The following is a 14,973-nucleotide window of genomic DNA, read 5'->3' as shown; positions in this document are numbered from 1 at the left end:
CACAGCGCCGGGGCGGGTCGCGGACGTCCCGCCTGCCCCGCGGCGCCCGGCGCGCACGCTCACCGCACGCCTAGAGGCCCAGTTCGGCCACCGTCAGTTTGGCCACGGCCTCCTGCTCGCCGTCCAGCGTCACCGCGGCGGACGCCTGCCGGCCGAAGCAGAACAGCGTCAGCTCGCCCGGCTCGCCCGTCACCGTGACCACCGGCGCACCCTTGTGCGCCACCGCGGTCTGCCCGTTCGGGCGCCTCAGCACCAGACCCACCGGCGAACGGCGCCCCGTCAGCCGTGCCATCTTCTCCAGACGGGACCACAGCGCGTCCGAGAACACCGGGTCCAGCTCCCGCGGGGACCAGTCCGGCTGGGCCCGGCGGACGTCCTCCGCGTGGACGTAGAACTCCACCGCGTTCGCCGCCTCGTCGATCTGCTTCAGCGCGTACACCGACATCCGCGGCGGCCCGGTGCGGATCAGCCGGACGAGCTCCTCGTACGGCTTGGCGGCGTACTCGGCCATCGCCGCGTCCAGCCGCCCCTTCAGCACGTTCAGCAGCAGGCCGCCCGCCGCGTCCGGCCGCCGCTCCCGCACCACCACGTGCGCGGCCAGCTCGCGGCACCTCCAGCCGGTGCACAGCGTGGGGGCCTCGGGGCCGGCCGCCTCCAACAGGTCCGCCAGCAAAAGGCGTTCACGCTTCGCATGGGTAGACATGCGGGCCAGCCTACGGCCGGAACGCGCCGGATGCCCGCCCATCGGACGGACATGGATCACCACACCCATCCGGGCCCGGCACAATGGGCCCATGAGTACGCCCCCCCGCCCCGGCAACCTCGACCCCGCCATCGCCGCGCGCCTCAAGCGCTCCGCCGACGGCCTGGTACCGGCCATCGCCCAGCAGTACGACACCGGTGAGGTGCTCATGCTCGGGTGGATGGACGACGAGGCCCTGCACCGCACCCTGACCACCGGCCGCTGCACGTACTGGTCCCGCAGCCGGCAGGAGTACTGGGTGAAGGGGGACACGTCCGGCCACTTCCAGCACGTCAAGTCCGTCGCCCTCGACTGCGACGCCGACACCGTGCTCGTCAAGGTCGACCAGGTCGGAGCCGCCTGCCACACCGGATCCCGCACCTGCTTCGACGACGACGTCCTCCTCCGCGCAGCCGACTAGGTAGGGGTCCCCACGCAATGGATCTTGAGACGTTCCGCAAGCTCGCGGCCGACCGCCGCGTCATCCCCGTGAGCCGCAAGCTGCTCGCCGACGGGGACACGCCCGTCGGGCTCTACCGCAAGCTGGCCGCCGAACGCCCCGGCACCTTCCTCCTGGAGTCCGCGGAGAACGGCCGGTCCTGGTCCCGGTACTCCTTCGTCGGGGTCCGCAGCGACGCGACCCTGACCGTCCGGGACGGGCGCGCGCACTGGATCGGCACCCCGCCCGTCGGCGTACCCACCGACGGCGACCCCCTCGACGCCCTGCGCGCCACCGTCGAGACCCTGCACACCCCCCGCGACCTCGCGGGTGGCATGCCCCCCTTCACCGGAGGGATGGTCGGCTACCTCGGCTACGACATCGTCCGCCGCCTGGAGCGCATCGGCGAGCACGGCAGCGACGACCTTGAACTGCCCGAGCTGACGATGCTGCTCACCTCCGACCTCGCGGTGCTGGACCACTGGGACGGCACCGTCCAGCTCATCGCCAACGCCATCAACCACAACGACCTCGACTCCGGCGTCGATGAGGCCCACGCGGACGCCGTGGCCCGGCTGGACGCCATGGAGGCGGACCTGGCGCGGCCCGCGCCCTACGTCCCGGCCCCGCTGCCCGCCTCCGCGCTCCCGGAGTACTCCGCCCTGTGGGGCGGCGAGGAGTACCAGGCGGCCGTCGAGGACATCAAGGAGCGCATCCGGGCCGGCGAGGCCTTCCAGGTGGTGCCCTCGCAGCGGTTCGAGACCTCCTGCGAGGCCTCCGCGCTGGACGTCTACCGGGTGCTGCGCGCCACGAACCCGTCCCCGTACATGTACCTCTTCCGCTTCGAGAACGGCTTCGACGTGGTCGGGTCGAGCCCGGAGGCGCTGGTCAAGGTCGAGGACGGGCGGGCCATGGTCCATCCCATCGCCGGCACCCGCCACCGGGGCGCCACCCCGCAGGAGGACAACGACCTCGCCGAGGAACTGCTCGCCGACCCCAAGGAGCGCGCCGAGCACCTGATGCTCGTCGACCTCGGCCGCAACGACCTCGGCCGGGTCTGCGCACCGGGGTCCGTCGAGGTCGTCGACTTCATGTCGATCGAGCGCTACTCCCACGTCATGCACATCGTCTCCACCGTGACGGGACGCGTGGCCGAGGGGAAGACCGCCTTCGACGTGCTCACGGCCTGCTTCCCGGCGGGCACCCTCTCCGGCGCCCCCAAGCCGCGCGCCATGCAGATCATCGAGGAACTGGAGCCCTCCCGCCGCGGCCTCTACGGCGGCTGCGTCGGCTACCTGGACTTCGCGGGGGACTCCGACACGGCCATCGCCATCCGAACGGCGCTGCTGCGCGACGGTACGGCGTACGTGCAGGCGGGGGCCGGTGTCGTCGCCGACTCCGTGCCCGAGCTGGAGGACAACGAGTGCCGCAACAAGGCCGCCGCCGTGCTGCGGGCCGTGGCTGCGGCGAACCGCCTGAGCGGCTCCTGAGGGCGTAGGGGATAGTGGGGTGCGTGAGTGCCGTACCCCCGCCCCGATCCGAAGCCTCCGCCGAGTCCGAGGCCCCCGACAGCCGCAGCAGCCGCCGCAGCGTGGCCGCGGCGCTGCTGCTCGGCGCGCTCGGCGCCACCGTGGTCCTGCTGGCCTCCGGCCGGGTCTGGGCCCGGGGCACGGCCGCCATCGGCAGCGACTCGCTCCAGCTGAGCGCCGACGGGCGGGCCGTGACCGGGCTCCCCGCGGCCCTGGCCATCGTGGGACTGGCCGCGCTGGTCGCCGTCTTCGCCGTCCGGGGCAAGGGTCGGCTCCTGGTGTCGGGCCTGCTCGCGCTCAGCGGCCTCGGTGCGGCGCTGTCGGCCCTCTTCGGCTCCGACGGACGCACCGCCCTGGACGCCCAGGCGGTCCGCTCGACCGCGGACAACGCGGCGCACGTGGCCGGCCTCACGCAGACCACGTGGCCGTACGTGACGGCCGCCGGCGCGGTCCTCATCCTGGCCGCCGGGCTGCTGGCACTGCGCTTCGGCAGCGGCTGGCCCGCGATGGGCGGCCGCTACGAGCGTGACGGCACCCCCCGCCCACGGGCCGTGGCGGCGGTTGATCCGGACCGGCCGGAGGATCTGTGGAAGGCTCTGGACCGCGGCGAGGACCCGACCACGGGCCCGAGCGGCGACCGGACCCGCTGACCGGGCCCCTCGCCCGGCCCCGAGCCGACCCCCCCTGGACGGCGAGGCCGCCCGGTGCGGGACAATGTCACCGAGCGTCCGACCCGGACCACACGTTCGACGAAGCAGTGCGACAGAGCAAACGAGGAGCAACTCATGGCGGGCACGAGCCACGGACACACCCCGGCCGCCTGGACCGGTGTCATCATCGCCTTCATCGGTTTCTGCATCTCCGGCGCCTTCATGGTGCTCGCGAACCCGATCGGGTTCTGGGCCGGGATGGTCGTCGTCGCGCTCGGCGGGGTCGTCGGCCTGGGGATGAAGGCCGCGGGCATGGGCGCGCCGAAGGCCACCCACAAGGACCTCGCCGAGGTCATCGCCGCGAACAAGGTCCCCGCCAAGGCCTGAGCGCGCCACCTGCGCCGGTCCTGGAAGAGAGCCGAAAGGCGCGGCCCCGCCGGGCTGCGCCTTTTGTCGTGAGCGGAGAGAATCAGCAGGTGGACGCCTCCAGCACCCCCGACGCCGTACCCGGCCCGCAGGCCGGCCCCGCGGGTCCCGCCCTGCCCGCCGGCCCCCGCGGTCCCGTCGAGCGGGCCTCCCTGGCCAGGCGGCTCGCCGTCCCGGCGTCCTACCTGGCCGCGGTCGGCGCGGCGTTCGCGTACGTGGGCGCCGTGGACCCCAACGAGCCGGGCCACTACCCGGTCTGCCCGCTGCTGCAGCTGACGGGCCTCCTGTGTCCGGGCTGCGGCGGCCTGCGCAGCGCGCACGCGTTCGCCCACGGGGACCTGGCCGCTGCTTTCGGGTCGAATGCCCTCGCCGTCGTCGGCTACTTCGTCTTCGCGGGTTTCATGGCCCTGTGGCTGGTTCGCGCCTTCCGCGGCCGGCCGGCCCCCAGGATCGTCCTGCGTCCCGCCCACTCGTGGGCGGTGGGCGCGGTGGTACTGGTTTTCGCCGTTGTCCGAAATCTCTCTTTCGGGTCGGCGCTGGCGCCCTGAGCCCGGCGTACAGCCGGGATGAAGGGCGCATTCCGAATGTCCAGTTACTGGGACGCCGTCAACCGAGTGCGGAGGGCGACGCCTCCGCCGGATACCATTTGATGGCCGACCTTGCAGTGGTTCGTGTCTGCAGGGCGGCCGACCGTCATCGACCCGGAAGGGGGCCGCTCGCGTGAGTGTGCTCGACGAGATCATCGAAGGGGTCCGCGAAGACCTTGCCGAACGGCAGGCCCGCGTGAGCCTCGACGAGCTCAAGGAGCGTGCCGCCAAGGCGCCCCAGGCCAAGGACGGCGTCGCGGCCCTGCGCGGCGACGGCGTCAAGGTGATCTGCGAGGTCAAGCGCTCCAGCCCCTCCAAGGGCGCGCTGGCCGCGATCGCGGATCCGGCCGGGCTCGCCGCGGACTACGAGGCAGGCGGTGCGGCGGTCATCTCCGTCCTCACCGAGCAGCGCCGCTTCGGCGGCTCGCTGGCCGACCTGGAGGCCGTCCGCGCCCGCGTGGACATCCCGATCCTGCGCAAGGACTTCATCGTCACCGCCTACCAGCTCTGGGAGGCCCGCGCCTACGGCGCCGACCTCGCGCTGCTGATCGTCGCGGCTCTGGAGCAGGAGGCCCTCGTCTCCCTCATCGAGCGGGCCGAGTCCATCGGTCTCACCCCGCTCGTCGAGGTCCATGACGAGGAGGAGGTGGAGCGGGCGGTGGCCGCCGGCGCCAGAATCATCGGGGTCAACGCCCGCAACCTCAAGGACCTCAAGGTCGACCGCTCCACCTTCGAGCGCGTCGTCGGCGAGATTCCGCCCCACATCGTCAAGGTCGCCGAGTCCGGCATCCGCGGACCGCACGACCTGATCGCCTACGCGAACGAGGGCGCCGACGCCGTCCTCGTCGGTGAGTCCCTGGTCACCGGCCGCGACCCGAAGGCGGCCGTGGCCGACCTCGTCGCCGCCGGGGCCCACCCGGCCCTGCGCCACGGACGGAGCTGACCCTTCCCGTGACCCCTGACCGTCCCCGCGTCCGCGCGCGGTCCGCGCCGCCGGCATCCCGCCGCGGCCCGGGCGGCGTGCCGACGGCGTACGCGCCCCTGGCGCGCGGCTGCCGCCCCCGCGGCTGCCGCGCCCCGGCCCGGCGCGTCCACGGGCGGCGGGTCCGGTACGTGATCGGCTCCGAGCCCGGCCAGGTCAACGGCATGCGATGGCGCCGCGGAGAAGCGCCGTAACGAGGGCTGCCGCGACCCGGTGCGCGAAGGCGTACCGCGTCGCCCGGCGGTCCCGTACGGCCCGCTGCCCGGGCCGACCGGCTCCGGGAGCGGGCTGCCCCGCACCGTACGCAGGACACCCCCAGCGGGGTGTGCGCGGCACGGGCGGGCGGCGCCCTACGGTGAAACCACCCGCCGCATCTCGCACCCGTAGGAGCACTGGACATGTCCAGCGAGTTCTTCATCCCGGACCCGGAGGGTCACGTTCCCAACGCCGAGGGTTACTTCGGCGACTTCGGCGGCAAGTTCATCCCGGAGGCGCTCGTCGCCGCCGTGGACGAGGTGGCCGTCGAGTACGAGAAGGCCAAGGAGGACCCGTCCTTCGCGGCCGAGCTGGGCGACCTCATGGTCAACTACACCGGCCGCCCGAGCGCCCTCACCGAGGTGCCCCGCTTCGCCGAGCACGCCGGCGGCGCTCGGATCTTCCTCAAGCGCGAGGACCTCAACCACACGGGCTCGCACAAGATCAACAACGTGCTGGGCCAGGCGCTGCTCACCCGGCGCATGGGCAAGACCCGCGTGATCGCCGAGACCGGAGCCGGCCAGCACGGCGTGGCCACCGCCACCGCCTGCGCCCTCTTCGGCCTTGAGTGCGTCATCTACATGGGCGAGATCGACACCCAGCGGCAGGCGCTGAACGTCGCCCGCATGCGCATGCTGGGCGCCGAGGTCATCGCGGTGAAGTCCGGTTCGCGGACCCTGAAAGACGCGATCAACGAGGCGTTCCGCGACTGGGTCGCCAACGTGGACCGCACCCACTACCTCTTCGGCACGGTGGCCGGGCCGCACCCCTTCCCGGCGATGGTCCGCGACTTCCACCGCGTGATCGGCGTCGAGGCCCGCCGCCAGATCCTGGAGCGCGCCGGCCGGCTGCCCGACGCCGTCGCGGCCTGCGTCGGTGGCGGCTCCAACGCCATCGGCCTCTTCCACGCCTTCATCCCGGACACCGACGTCCGCCTGGTCGGCTTCGAGCCCGCCGGGCACGGCGTCGAGACCGGCGAGCACGCGGCCACCCTGACCGCGGGCGAGCCCGGCATCCTGCACGGCTCCCGCTCCTACGTCCTGCAGGACGAGGAGGGCCAGATCACCGAGCCCTACTCCATCTCCGCCGGCCTGGACTACCCGGGCATCGGCCCGGAGCACTCCTACCTCAAGGACGCCGGCCGCGGCGAGTACCGCGCGGTCACCGACGACGCCGCGATGCAGGCCCTGCGCCTGCTCTCCCGCACGGAGGGCATCATCCCGGCGATCGAGTCGGCGCACGCTCTCGCGGGCGCCCTGGAGCTGGGCAGGGAGCTGGGCAAGGACGGCCTGCTGGTCGTCAACCTGTCCGGCCGCGGCGACAAGGACATGGACACGGCGGCCCGCTACTTCGGGCTGTACGACGCAGAGACGGCCGAGGGGGAGTCGAAGTGAGCAACGGCAACATCCAGCTGCTGAGCGACACGCTCGCCAAGACGAAGTCCGAGGACCGCGCCGCGCTCGTCGCGTACCTGCCGGCCGGCTTCCCGACCGTCGACGGCGCCATCGACGCGGTCAAGGCCGTCGTCGAGGGCGGCGCGGACGTGGTCGAGATCGGCCTCCCGCACAGTGACCCGGTCCTCGACGGCGCCGTCATCCAGACCGCCGACGACATCGCCCTGCGCGGCGGAGTCAAGATCGCCGACGTGCTGCGCACCGTGCGCGAGGCCCATGAGGCGACCGGCGCGCCGATCCTGGTGATGACCTACTGGAACCCGATCGACCGCTACGGCGTGGAGCGGTTCACGGCCGAGCTGGCGGAGGCGGGCGGGGCCGGCTGCATCCTGCCCGACCTGCCGGTCCAGGAGTCCGCGCTGTGGCGCGAGCACGCCGCGAAGCACGGCCTGGCGACCGTCTTCGTCGTGGCGCCGAGCAGCAAGGACGAGCGTCTGGCCACCATCACGGCGGCCGGCTCCGGCTTCGTCTACGCCGCCTCGCTGATGGGCGTCACCGGCACCCGCGAGTCGGTCGGCAACCAGGCCCAGGACCTGGTGCGGCGCACCCGTGCCGCGGCCGGGGCCCGCGGCGGGCTCCCGGTCTGCGTCGGCCTCGGCGTCTCGAACGCGGCCCAGGCCAAGGAAGTGGCCGGCTTTGCCGACGGGGTGATCGTCGGCTCGGCCTTCGTGAAGCTGCTGCTGGACGCGCCGGACCTGCCGGCCGGGCTGGACGCCGTACGGGCGCTGGCGGGCGAACTTGCGGCAGGCGTACGCAGGAGCTAAGACAAAACCGACACCCGATCGGGTTCTGTAGTCCGATCGGGTGGAATGGCGGACAGGGAGGCACGCGAGTGCCTCCCTGCTTCGTTTGGCGGAGCGTGAGCGACAAGAACGACGGTGCCAACCGCGATGCGACGAAACGATCGGCCCGGGAGCGACTCCAAGCGGAGCGCGAGCGGCAGAAGACCCGGGACAAGCGCCGGCGGACCCTGATCGTGGCGGCGGCGGTGGTCGGCGTCCTGGGCCTGGCGACGGTCGTGGGCGTGATCGCGGCCAACGCCGGCAAGGACACCAGCGCCAAGGGCGGCCCGGTCGTCGCCCCCAGCGGCGCCACCGGCAAGGACGCTCTCGCGATCCAGACGGGCAAGCCCGAGGCGAAGGCCACCCTCACGGTGTGGGAGGACTTCCGCTGCCCGGCCTGCAAGTCCTTCGAGGACAACTACCGCGAGACCATCCACGAGCTGGAGGCCAAGGGCCTGCTCAAGGTGGACTACCACCTGGTCACGCTCATCGACGGCAACATGGGCGGCAGCGGCTCCCTGAAGGGGGCGAACGCGGCCGCCTGCGCCCAGGACGCCGGCAAGTTCACCGAATACCACGACGTCCTCTTCCAGAACCAGCCGGAGGAGATCGACGACGCCTACGGCAAGAACGCCAAGCTCCTGGAGCTCGCCGCCAAGGTCGACGGGCTGGTCACTCCCGCGTTCGAGGCGTGCGTCGAGCAAGGCACGCACAACAGCTGGGTGGCCAAGTCGCACGAGGCCTTCGCCGCCGGGAACTTCCGCGGCACGCCGACCGTGCTGCTCGACGGCAAGGACGTCTTCTCCGACCAGGCGGACCCGCTGACCCCGCAGAAGCTGAAGCAGAAGGTGGAGGCGGGCGCCCAGGGCTCCGGCGGGGCGGCCGGTGCCAAGGGCTCCGAGAAGGGCTCAGAGAAGGGCTCCGAGAAGGACACCGGCAAGAGCGGGGCGCAGGCCTCACCGTCGCCCTCCAGGACGGCGGCGAAGAGCTCCGCGAACAGCTCCGGGAGCGGCTCCGCGGCGGACTGACGTCCGCCGGTCCATGTGTGGATTTGGTTTCGACCCCGCCGGGCGGGTTGCGGTACGCACCGCCCGGCAGGGTAGCGTCAGGTCTGCCATGGACATTGCTTACATCCCCAGTCCGTCGACCGGCGTGATCCATCTCGGACCGATCCCGCTTCGCGGCTACGCGTTCTGCATCATCATCGGCGTCTTCGTCGCCGTCTGGCTCGGCAACAAGCGCTGGATCGCGCGCGGCGGAAAGCCGGGCACGGTCGCGGACATCGCCGTGTGGGCGGTGCCGTTCGGCCTGGTCGGCGGTCGCCTCTACCACGTGGTCACCGACTACCAGCTCTACTTCGGCGAGGGCCGCAACTGGGTCGACGCCTTCAAGATCTGGGAGGGCGGCCTCGGCATCTGGGGCGCGATCGCGCTGGGCGCGGTCGGAGCCTGGATCGGCTGCCGACTGCGCGGTATCCCGCTGCCGGCCTGGGCCGACGCCCTGGCCCCCGGCATCGCGCTGGCCCAGGCGTGCGGTCGCTGGGGCAACTGGTTCAACCAGGAGCTCTACGGCCGGGCCACGGACCTGCCCTGGGCGGTGGAGATCAGCGCCGGCCCGAACCGGGACGCCGGGACCTACCACCCGACCTTCCTGTACGAGTCGCTGTGGTGCGTCGGCGTCGCCTTCCTGGTGATCTGGGCCGACCGCCGCTTCACGCTCGGCCACGGGCGGGCCTTCGCCCTCTACGTCGCCGCGTACTGCGTCGGCCGCGGCTGGATCGAGTACATGCGCGTCGACGAGGCGCACCACATCCTCGGCGTGCGGCTGAACGTCTGGACCTCGATCATCGTCTTCGTGCTCGCGGTGGTCTACCTGGTCGTCTCGGCGAAGCTGCGGCCGGGCCGCGAGGAGATCGTCGAGCCGGACGCCCCCGGCGGCGAGGGCGACAAGGGCGCGGCCAAGGCCGGGACCGAGGCCGACACCGAGGCCGAGGCCGAGGCCGAGACCGACACCGAGCCGGGGGCCGGGCCCGAGGCCAAGGCCGACGCCGCGCCCGTGGACGCCCCGCCGACCGGCGCCGGGAGCGCCGACACCGCGGTACGGCAGGGAGCGGTCAAGGCCGACCTGCGCAAGCCGGCCGTGGACGCCGGGGCCCCGGAGGCCGACACGCCCTGACCGCGAACCGGTCGGGAGAGGGGGTGCCGCACGCCATGCGGCACCCCCTCTCCCGTACCGGCCGGCGTCCGCGACGCGCCGCCCACGCGCGCCCCGGCCCAGGGCGCCCGGCGCGCGGTCCCGCGGTGCGGGCCCGGTGGCCCGCCCGGTGCGGCATCAGCGGACCGGCAGCCGGGCGGCCAGCGCCAGGGTGCGGTGGGCCGAGGCCACCACGGCCGGATCCACGAACCGCCCGTCGGGCAGCGCCAGCGCGCCGGGCGCGGCCCGCGCCGCGCCGAGCACCTCCATCGCGGCGTTCACCTCCTCCGGCGCCGGGAGATAGGCCCGCTCGATCACGGGGAGCTGACGCGGGTGGATCGCCGCCCGGCCGAGGAAGCCGAGGGACCGGCCGCGGGCGCAGGAGGCCGCCAGCGCCTCCAGGTCCCGGATGTCGGGGAAGACCGACTGGGACGGGGGAGCCAGCCCGGCCGCGCGCGCCGCGACCACCACCCGGGAGCGGCACCAGTCCAGCCCCTCCTCCGCACTGACCGCCAGATCCGCCCGCAGGTCCGCCTCGCCGAGGGAGAGCCCGCGCAGGGCCGGGTGCGCGCGGGCGATCCCGTGCGCGCGCTCCACGCCCAGCGCCGACTCCAGCAGGGCGTACAGGCCCACCCCGCCCGTGCGGTCGGCGGTCGCGGCGATCTGCTCCGGCGCGCTGACCTTGGGCAGCCGCAGCCCCGCGAGCCCGCGCAGCCCGGCGAGAGCGGCCAGGTCGGCGCCGCCCCACGGGGAGTCGATCGCATTGACGCGCACGTGGACGGGGACCGGCAGCGGTTCGGCGAGCAGCTCGACGGTGGCGGCACGGGCGTACTCCTTGCGCGAGACCGCCACCGCGTCCTCCAAGTCGACGATGACGGCGTCCGCCCCGCAGCCCAGTGCCTTGGCGACCACGGCCGGGCGGTCGCCCGGTGCGTACAGCCAGGTCAGGATCACAGGGCCCCCTCGGCGCGCAGTGCGGCGATCTCGGCGCCGGACAGTCCGAGCTCGGCCAGCACCTCGGTCGTGTCCGCGCCGTGCGGGCGGCCCGCCCAGCGGATCCCGCCCGGGGTCTCGGACAACCGGAACAGAATGTTCTGCATCCGCAGCGGCCCCAGCTCCGGATCCTCCACCTCGGTCAGCGTGTCGAGGGCCGCGAACTGCGGATCGTCCATCACGTCGCGCACGTCGTAGACGAGGGCGACCGCCGCGTCGGCCTCCTCGAAGGCGCAGACGACCTCCTCCGCCTTGTGGCGGGCGATCCATCCGCCGACGGCCTCGTCGAGGACGTCTGCGTGCCGGGCCCGCCCGGTACCGGTGGCGAACCAGGGCTCGGCGATCAGCTCCGGCCGGCCGACCAGCCGCACCACCCGCTCGGCGACGGACCGGGCGGAGGCGGAGACCGCCAGCCAGCGGCCGTCGGCGCTGCGGTAGGTGTTGCGGGGGGCGTTGTTGGCGGAGCGGTTTCCGGTGCGGGGCTGGACGTACCCCAGCTGGTCGTACCAGAGCGGCTGCGGGCCGAGCACGGTGAGAATCGGCTCGACGATGGCCAGGTCCACGACCTGCCCGTGTCCGGTGCGCTCCCGTCCGGCGAGCGCTGTCATCACGGCGTACGCGCAGGTCAGCGCTGCGATCGAGTCGGCGAGTCCGAAAGGCGGCAGGGTCGGCGGCCCGTCCGGCTCGCCGGTGGCCGCGGCGAACCCGCTCATGGCTTCGGCGAGGGTGCCGAAGCCGGGGCGGTGGGCGTACGGCCCCTGCTGGCCGAAGGCCGTGACACGGGCCAGGATCAGGCGCGGGTTGGCGTCGGAGAGTTCGGACCAGCCCAGGCCCCATTTCTCCAGGGTGCCGGGGCGGAAGTTCTCGATGACCACGTCGGCGGTGGCGGCGAGCCGCAGGAGGGTGTCCCGACCACCGGGGGTGGACAGATCGAGGGTCATGGTCCGCTTGTTCCGGCCGAGCAGTTTCCACCACAGGCCGATGCCGTCCTTGGCGGGGCCGTGACCGCGGGAGGGGTCGGGCAGGGCCGGGTGCTCGACCTTGACGACGTCGGCGCCGAAGTCGCCGAGCAGGGTCGCGGCGAGGGGTCCGGCGAAGAGCGTGGCGAGGTCGAGCACCCGCAGCCCGCGCAGCGGCCCCCGCCCCTGCCCCGGCCGGGTGGGGGCGGGCGGGCGCCCGGTCCGTGGCCGGGGCCCGCCGGGGCCCGCCGCCGGGTGGGGGCCCGGTGCGACGCCCGGCGGCACGGGCCCGGCCGCGGGGGCCGGCGGGCCGGCCCGGTTCGGTTCTGCGTCCCGGCCGCCACGGAGGGGGCGGGCTTCGGAGGGCGTCGGCCCGGCGCCGCTGCCCGACGGGGTGTCCGGGGTCACCAGCCGGCTCCGGTCCCGGCGCCGTCGGAACCGGTGGTCCGGCGGCCGCCGGGGCGGTCCGGGGGTACGGTCCCGGCCTCGTCGGCACCGGTGAGGGTGCCGCTCCCCGGCCGGGGGTCCGCCTGCCACGCGGCCAGGGCGAAGGCTTCCGTCTCGGCCCGGGTCGGCATCGAGTCCTGGGCGCCGTGGCGCTGCACCGAGAGCGCGGCCGCGGCCGAAGCCCAGCGCAGCGCCTCCGGCATCGGCCGGCCCTCGCCCAGGGCCACTGCCAGGGCCCCGACGAAGGTGTCCCCGGCCGCGGTGGTGTCCACCGCCCGGACCCGGGGCGCGGGCACCCGCAGCGGGTCCCGGCCGCGTGCCGCGTGGAGGACCCCGGCCGCGCCGAGGGTGACGACCACCTCGGGCACCGCGTCCAGCAGGGCCTCGGCGGCCTGCCGGGGGTCGGTCAGCCCGGTCAGGGCGGCGGCCTCGTGCTCGTTGGGCACCAGCAGGTCCGTGACGGCGAGCAGCTCGGCGGGCAGGGGCTGGGCGGGGGCCGGGGTGAGTACCGTACGGACACCCTGCGCACGGGCGGTGCGGGCCCCGGCGAGCACGGCGGGCAGCGGCAGTTCCAGCTGGAGGAGGAGGGCACCGGCGGCGGCGATCCGCGCCTCGTCCCCCGCCTCCAGACCGGTTACGCTGCCGTTCGCCCCCGGGACGACCACGATGCGGTTGCCGCCCTCGTCGTCCACGGTGATGTGCGCGGTGCCGCTGGCGCCCTCGACGGTGCGCAGCGCCGCCGTCTCGACGCCGGCGGCGGTGAGCGCGGAGCGCAGCCGTACCCCGAACTCGTCGGCCCCGACCGCGCCGATCATGACCACCTTCCCGCCGGAGCGGGCGGCGGCGACGGCCTGGTTGGCGCCCTTGCCGCCGGGGACGGTCCGGAACGCGCGACCGGTGACCGTCTCCCCGGCGAGCGGGGCCTTGGGGACGTAGGCGACGAGGTCCATGTTGGTGCTGCCGAGCACGGCGATGACCGTCATGAGCGTGCTGCCTCCTGTGCGGTGAGGTGGGCGAGGGTGTCGAAGCCGATGCCGTCGAAGCCGGGGACGGTACTGGCGAGGCGGTTCTTGAGCGGGGCGGTCCAGCGGTGCGGGATCCGTTCGGGTGCCCCGGCGAGGAGGCCTGCGAGGGCCCCGGCGGTGGCCCCGTTGGAGTCGGTGTCCCAGCCGCCGGACACGGCACGGCAGACGGAGCGGGTGAAGTCCCCGTCGGCATGGGTGAGGGCGGCTGCGATCAGGGCGGTGTTCGGGACGGAGTGGACCCAGTGGTAGTGCCCGAAGCGGGCGTGCAGCCGGTCGACGACGCGGTCGAAGTCGGCCTCCTCGGCGGCCGTGCGGATCCCGAAGCGGATCGCCCCGGCGAGACGGGAGCGGGGCGGTACGGCGGCCAGCCCGGTCCGCAGCGCGGTGTGGACGTCCGCGCGGCCGGTGGCGGCCGCGGCGGTGGCGGCGGCGACGAAGAGGGCGGCGTAGACGCCGTTGCCGGTGTGGGTGAGGGCGGCGTTCCGGTAGGCCTGGGCCGCGGCGGCGGCCGGGTCGCCCGGGTTGGTCCAGCCGTGCACGTCGGCGCGGATGAGTGCACCGATCCATTCGCGGAACGGGTTGTGGTGGGTGGCGGTCTCGGGGGGCTCCAGCCCGAGCAGGAGGTTGCGGTACGCGACGCGCTCGGCGGTGAAGGTACGCCCGGCGGGCAGCTCGTCCAGCCACAGGCGGGCGAGGTCGGCGGTGGTGAAGGCCTTGCCGTGGCGCTGGAGCAGGAGGAGGCCGAGGAGGGGGTGGTCGAGGTCGTCGTCCTCGGGCATGCCGTCGATGTTCTCGGCGAGGCAGGTGGGTGCGGAGCGGCGGTTCCAGGGGTACGCGGCCAGCAGCTCCGCCGGGACGTCGCGGGCGCTGAACCAGTCGTCCAGCGGCCAGTTCCCGGCGGCGCGGGCCAGCGCCCTGATCCCCTCCAGCGGCAGCTTCTCGACGGGCTTCCCGAGCAGACACCCGGCGGCCCGCCCGACCCAGGCGGCTTCGAGCCGGCTGCGCAGCCCGTCCCCGCCCGGCCCCGCCCCCGGTCCGGACTTCGCGCGGGGCGCCGGCCGGGAGTCCCGGTCCGGGGCGGGCCGGGGCGTCGCGGGAGCGGGTGCGCCGGTCGTCGTGCAGGCGGCGGCGATGGCCGCCCATGCGGTGGGCTCGTCGGCGGCCAACGGCGAGGGCAGGAGGGCGAGTTCGTCCAGCAGGCGGGAGGCCAGCGCCCGCAGGTGCGGGGACGCCGGGACGGGAGAGGCCCCGGCGCGCTCCGGCGCCGGGTGGCCGCCCGCGGCGGACCAGGTCCGCAGGGCGGGGCCGGGGTCCCGGCCGTCCTCGGCCGCCTGACGCAGCTCGTGCCCGAGCAGGTCCTCGGGCTGCGCCCAGGTCAGACGCACGCCGCCGACCGGGCCGGGTCCGGCAGGGCGTTCCCGGGCCGCTGCCGCTGCCGCTGCCGCTGCCGCTGCCGCTCCGCTCGGGGTGACGGCCGCTGCCGGGGAGCCGAACGGCGGTTCCGGCGTGC

16 protein-coding genes are annotated in these 14,973 nt (G+C 74.4%); 11 read left to right on the top strand and 5 right to left on the bottom strand.

Annotated features, from left to right (window positions below):
* Nucleotides 1-70: 70 nt before the first annotated feature.
* Nucleotides 71-703, bottom strand: coding sequence for a TIGR03085 family metal-binding protein (locus ACFW2G_RS22375; protein WP_037927566.1), 633 nt, complete (start codon nucleotides 701-703; stop codon nucleotides 71-73).
* A 91-nt stretch (nucleotides 704-794) separates the two neighbouring features.
* On the opposite strand from ACFW2G_RS22375, the gene hisI reads away from it, so the two are divergent.
* From hisI to lgt, 11 genes are all read left to right on the top strand, one after another.
* Nucleotides 795-1,163, top strand: a complete 369-nt coding sequence (hisI, locus tag ACFW2G_RS22370) for a phosphoribosyl-AMP cyclohydrolase (protein WP_384451159.1) — start codon at nucleotides 795-797, stop codon at nucleotides 1,161-1,163.
* A 17-nt stretch (nucleotides 1,164-1,180) separates the two neighbouring features.
* On the top strand, nucleotides 1,181-2,671 hold the full coding sequence (locus ACFW2G_RS22365; RefSeq protein WP_384451162.1) for an anthranilate synthase component I: 1,491 nt from the start codon (nucleotides 1,181-1,183) through the stop codon (nucleotides 2,669-2,671).
* Nucleotides 2,672-2,685: 14 nt separating this feature from the next.
* Nucleotides 2,686-3,360: a TIGR02234 family membrane protein gene (locus ACFW2G_RS22360; RefSeq protein ID WP_384581135.1), complete on the top strand. Its 675-nt coding sequence runs from the start codon at nucleotides 2,686-2,688 to the stop codon at nucleotides 3,358-3,360.
* 135 nt (nucleotides 3,361-3,495) lie between these two features.
* Nucleotides 3,496-3,747, top strand: a complete 252-nt coding sequence (locus ACFW2G_RS22355) for an HGxxPAAW family protein (RefSeq protein WP_037926800.1) — start codon at nucleotides 3,496-3,498, stop codon at nucleotides 3,745-3,747.
* 89 nt (nucleotides 3,748-3,836) lie between these two features.
* A complete protein-coding gene (locus tag ACFW2G_RS22350; protein WP_078556930.1) occupies nucleotides 3,837-4,334 on the top strand; it encodes a DUF2752 domain-containing protein in 498 nt (165 codons plus the stop codon).
* 172 nt (nucleotides 4,335-4,506) lie between these two features.
* Complete coding sequence (gene trpC, locus ACFW2G_RS22345) at nucleotides 4,507-5,316, top strand: indole-3-glycerol phosphate synthase TrpC (RefSeq protein ID WP_037926797.1); 810 nt, start codon at nucleotides 4,507-4,509, stop codon at nucleotides 5,314-5,316.
* Between the two features lie 77 nt (nucleotides 5,317-5,393).
* Nucleotides 5,394-5,549 (top strand): tryptophan biosynthesis modulator TrpM, encoded by a 156-nt coding sequence (gene trpM, locus ACFW2G_RS22340; RefSeq protein WP_370466706.1) that lies wholly within the window; start codon nucleotides 5,394-5,396, stop codon nucleotides 5,547-5,549.
* Nucleotides 5,550-5,753: 204 nt separating this feature from the next.
* A complete protein-coding gene (gene trpB / locus ACFW2G_RS22335) occupies nucleotides 5,754-7,004 on the top strand; it encodes a tryptophan synthase subunit beta (RefSeq protein WP_384581133.1) in 1,251 nt (416 codons plus the stop codon).
* Nucleotides 7,001-7,828: a tryptophan synthase subunit alpha gene (gene trpA / locus ACFW2G_RS22330; protein WP_384581131.1), complete on the top strand. Its 828-nt coding sequence runs from the start codon at nucleotides 7,001-7,003 to the stop codon at nucleotides 7,826-7,828. Before trpB ends, trpA begins: the two co-directional genes overlap by 4 nt.
* A gap of 95 nt (nucleotides 7,829-7,923) precedes the next feature.
* Nucleotides 7,924-8,874 (top strand): thioredoxin domain-containing protein, encoded by a 951-nt coding sequence (locus tag ACFW2G_RS22325; RefSeq protein ID WP_078556928.1) that lies wholly within the window; start codon nucleotides 7,924-7,926, stop codon nucleotides 8,872-8,874.
* Nucleotides 8,875-8,962: 88 nt separating this feature from the next.
* Nucleotides 8,963-10,021 carry a prolipoprotein diacylglyceryl transferase gene (gene lgt / locus ACFW2G_RS22320; protein ID WP_384581129.1) on the top strand — a complete coding sequence of 353 codons (1,059 nt, stop codon included), beginning with the start codon at nucleotides 8,963-8,965 and terminating at the stop codon, nucleotides 10,019-10,021.
* Between the two features lie 156 nt (nucleotides 10,022-10,177).
* On the opposite strand, the gene ACFW2G_RS22315 is transcribed toward lgt, so the two are convergent.
* From ACFW2G_RS22315 to ACFW2G_RS22300, 4 genes are all read right to left on the bottom strand, one after another.
* Nucleotides 10,178-10,993, bottom strand: a complete 816-nt coding sequence (locus ACFW2G_RS22315) for an HpcH/HpaI aldolase/citrate lyase family protein (RefSeq protein WP_384581127.1) — start codon at nucleotides 10,991-10,993, stop codon at nucleotides 10,178-10,180.
* Nucleotides 10,990-12,276 carry a CoA transferase gene (locus ACFW2G_RS22310; protein ID WP_037927555.1) on the bottom strand — a complete coding sequence of 429 codons (1,287 nt, stop codon included), beginning with the start codon at nucleotides 12,274-12,276 and terminating at the stop codon, nucleotides 10,990-10,992. Before ACFW2G_RS22310 ends, ACFW2G_RS22315 begins: the two co-directional genes overlap by 4 nt.
* 119 nt (nucleotides 12,277-12,395) lie before the next feature.
* Nucleotides 12,396-13,421, bottom strand: a complete 1,026-nt coding sequence (rbsK, locus tag ACFW2G_RS22305) for a ribokinase (protein ID WP_384581125.1) — start codon at nucleotides 13,419-13,421, stop codon at nucleotides 12,396-12,398.
* Nucleotides 13,418-14,848, bottom strand: coding sequence for an ADP-ribosylglycohydrolase family protein (locus ACFW2G_RS22300; protein WP_384581123.1), 1,431 nt, complete (start codon nucleotides 14,846-14,848; stop codon nucleotides 13,418-13,420). Before ACFW2G_RS22300 ends, rbsK begins: the two co-directional genes overlap by 4 nt.
* Between the last annotated feature and the right edge of the window lie 125 nt (nucleotides 14,849-14,973).

Source organism: Streptomyces sp. NPDC058880 (genome assembly GCF_042742535.1).
GTDB lineage: Bacteria > Actinomycetota > Actinomycetes > Streptomycetales > Streptomycetaceae > Streptomyces.
Note: the sequence above shows the minus strand (reverse complement) of the source record. Positions and strands in the feature narration are given on the sequence as shown.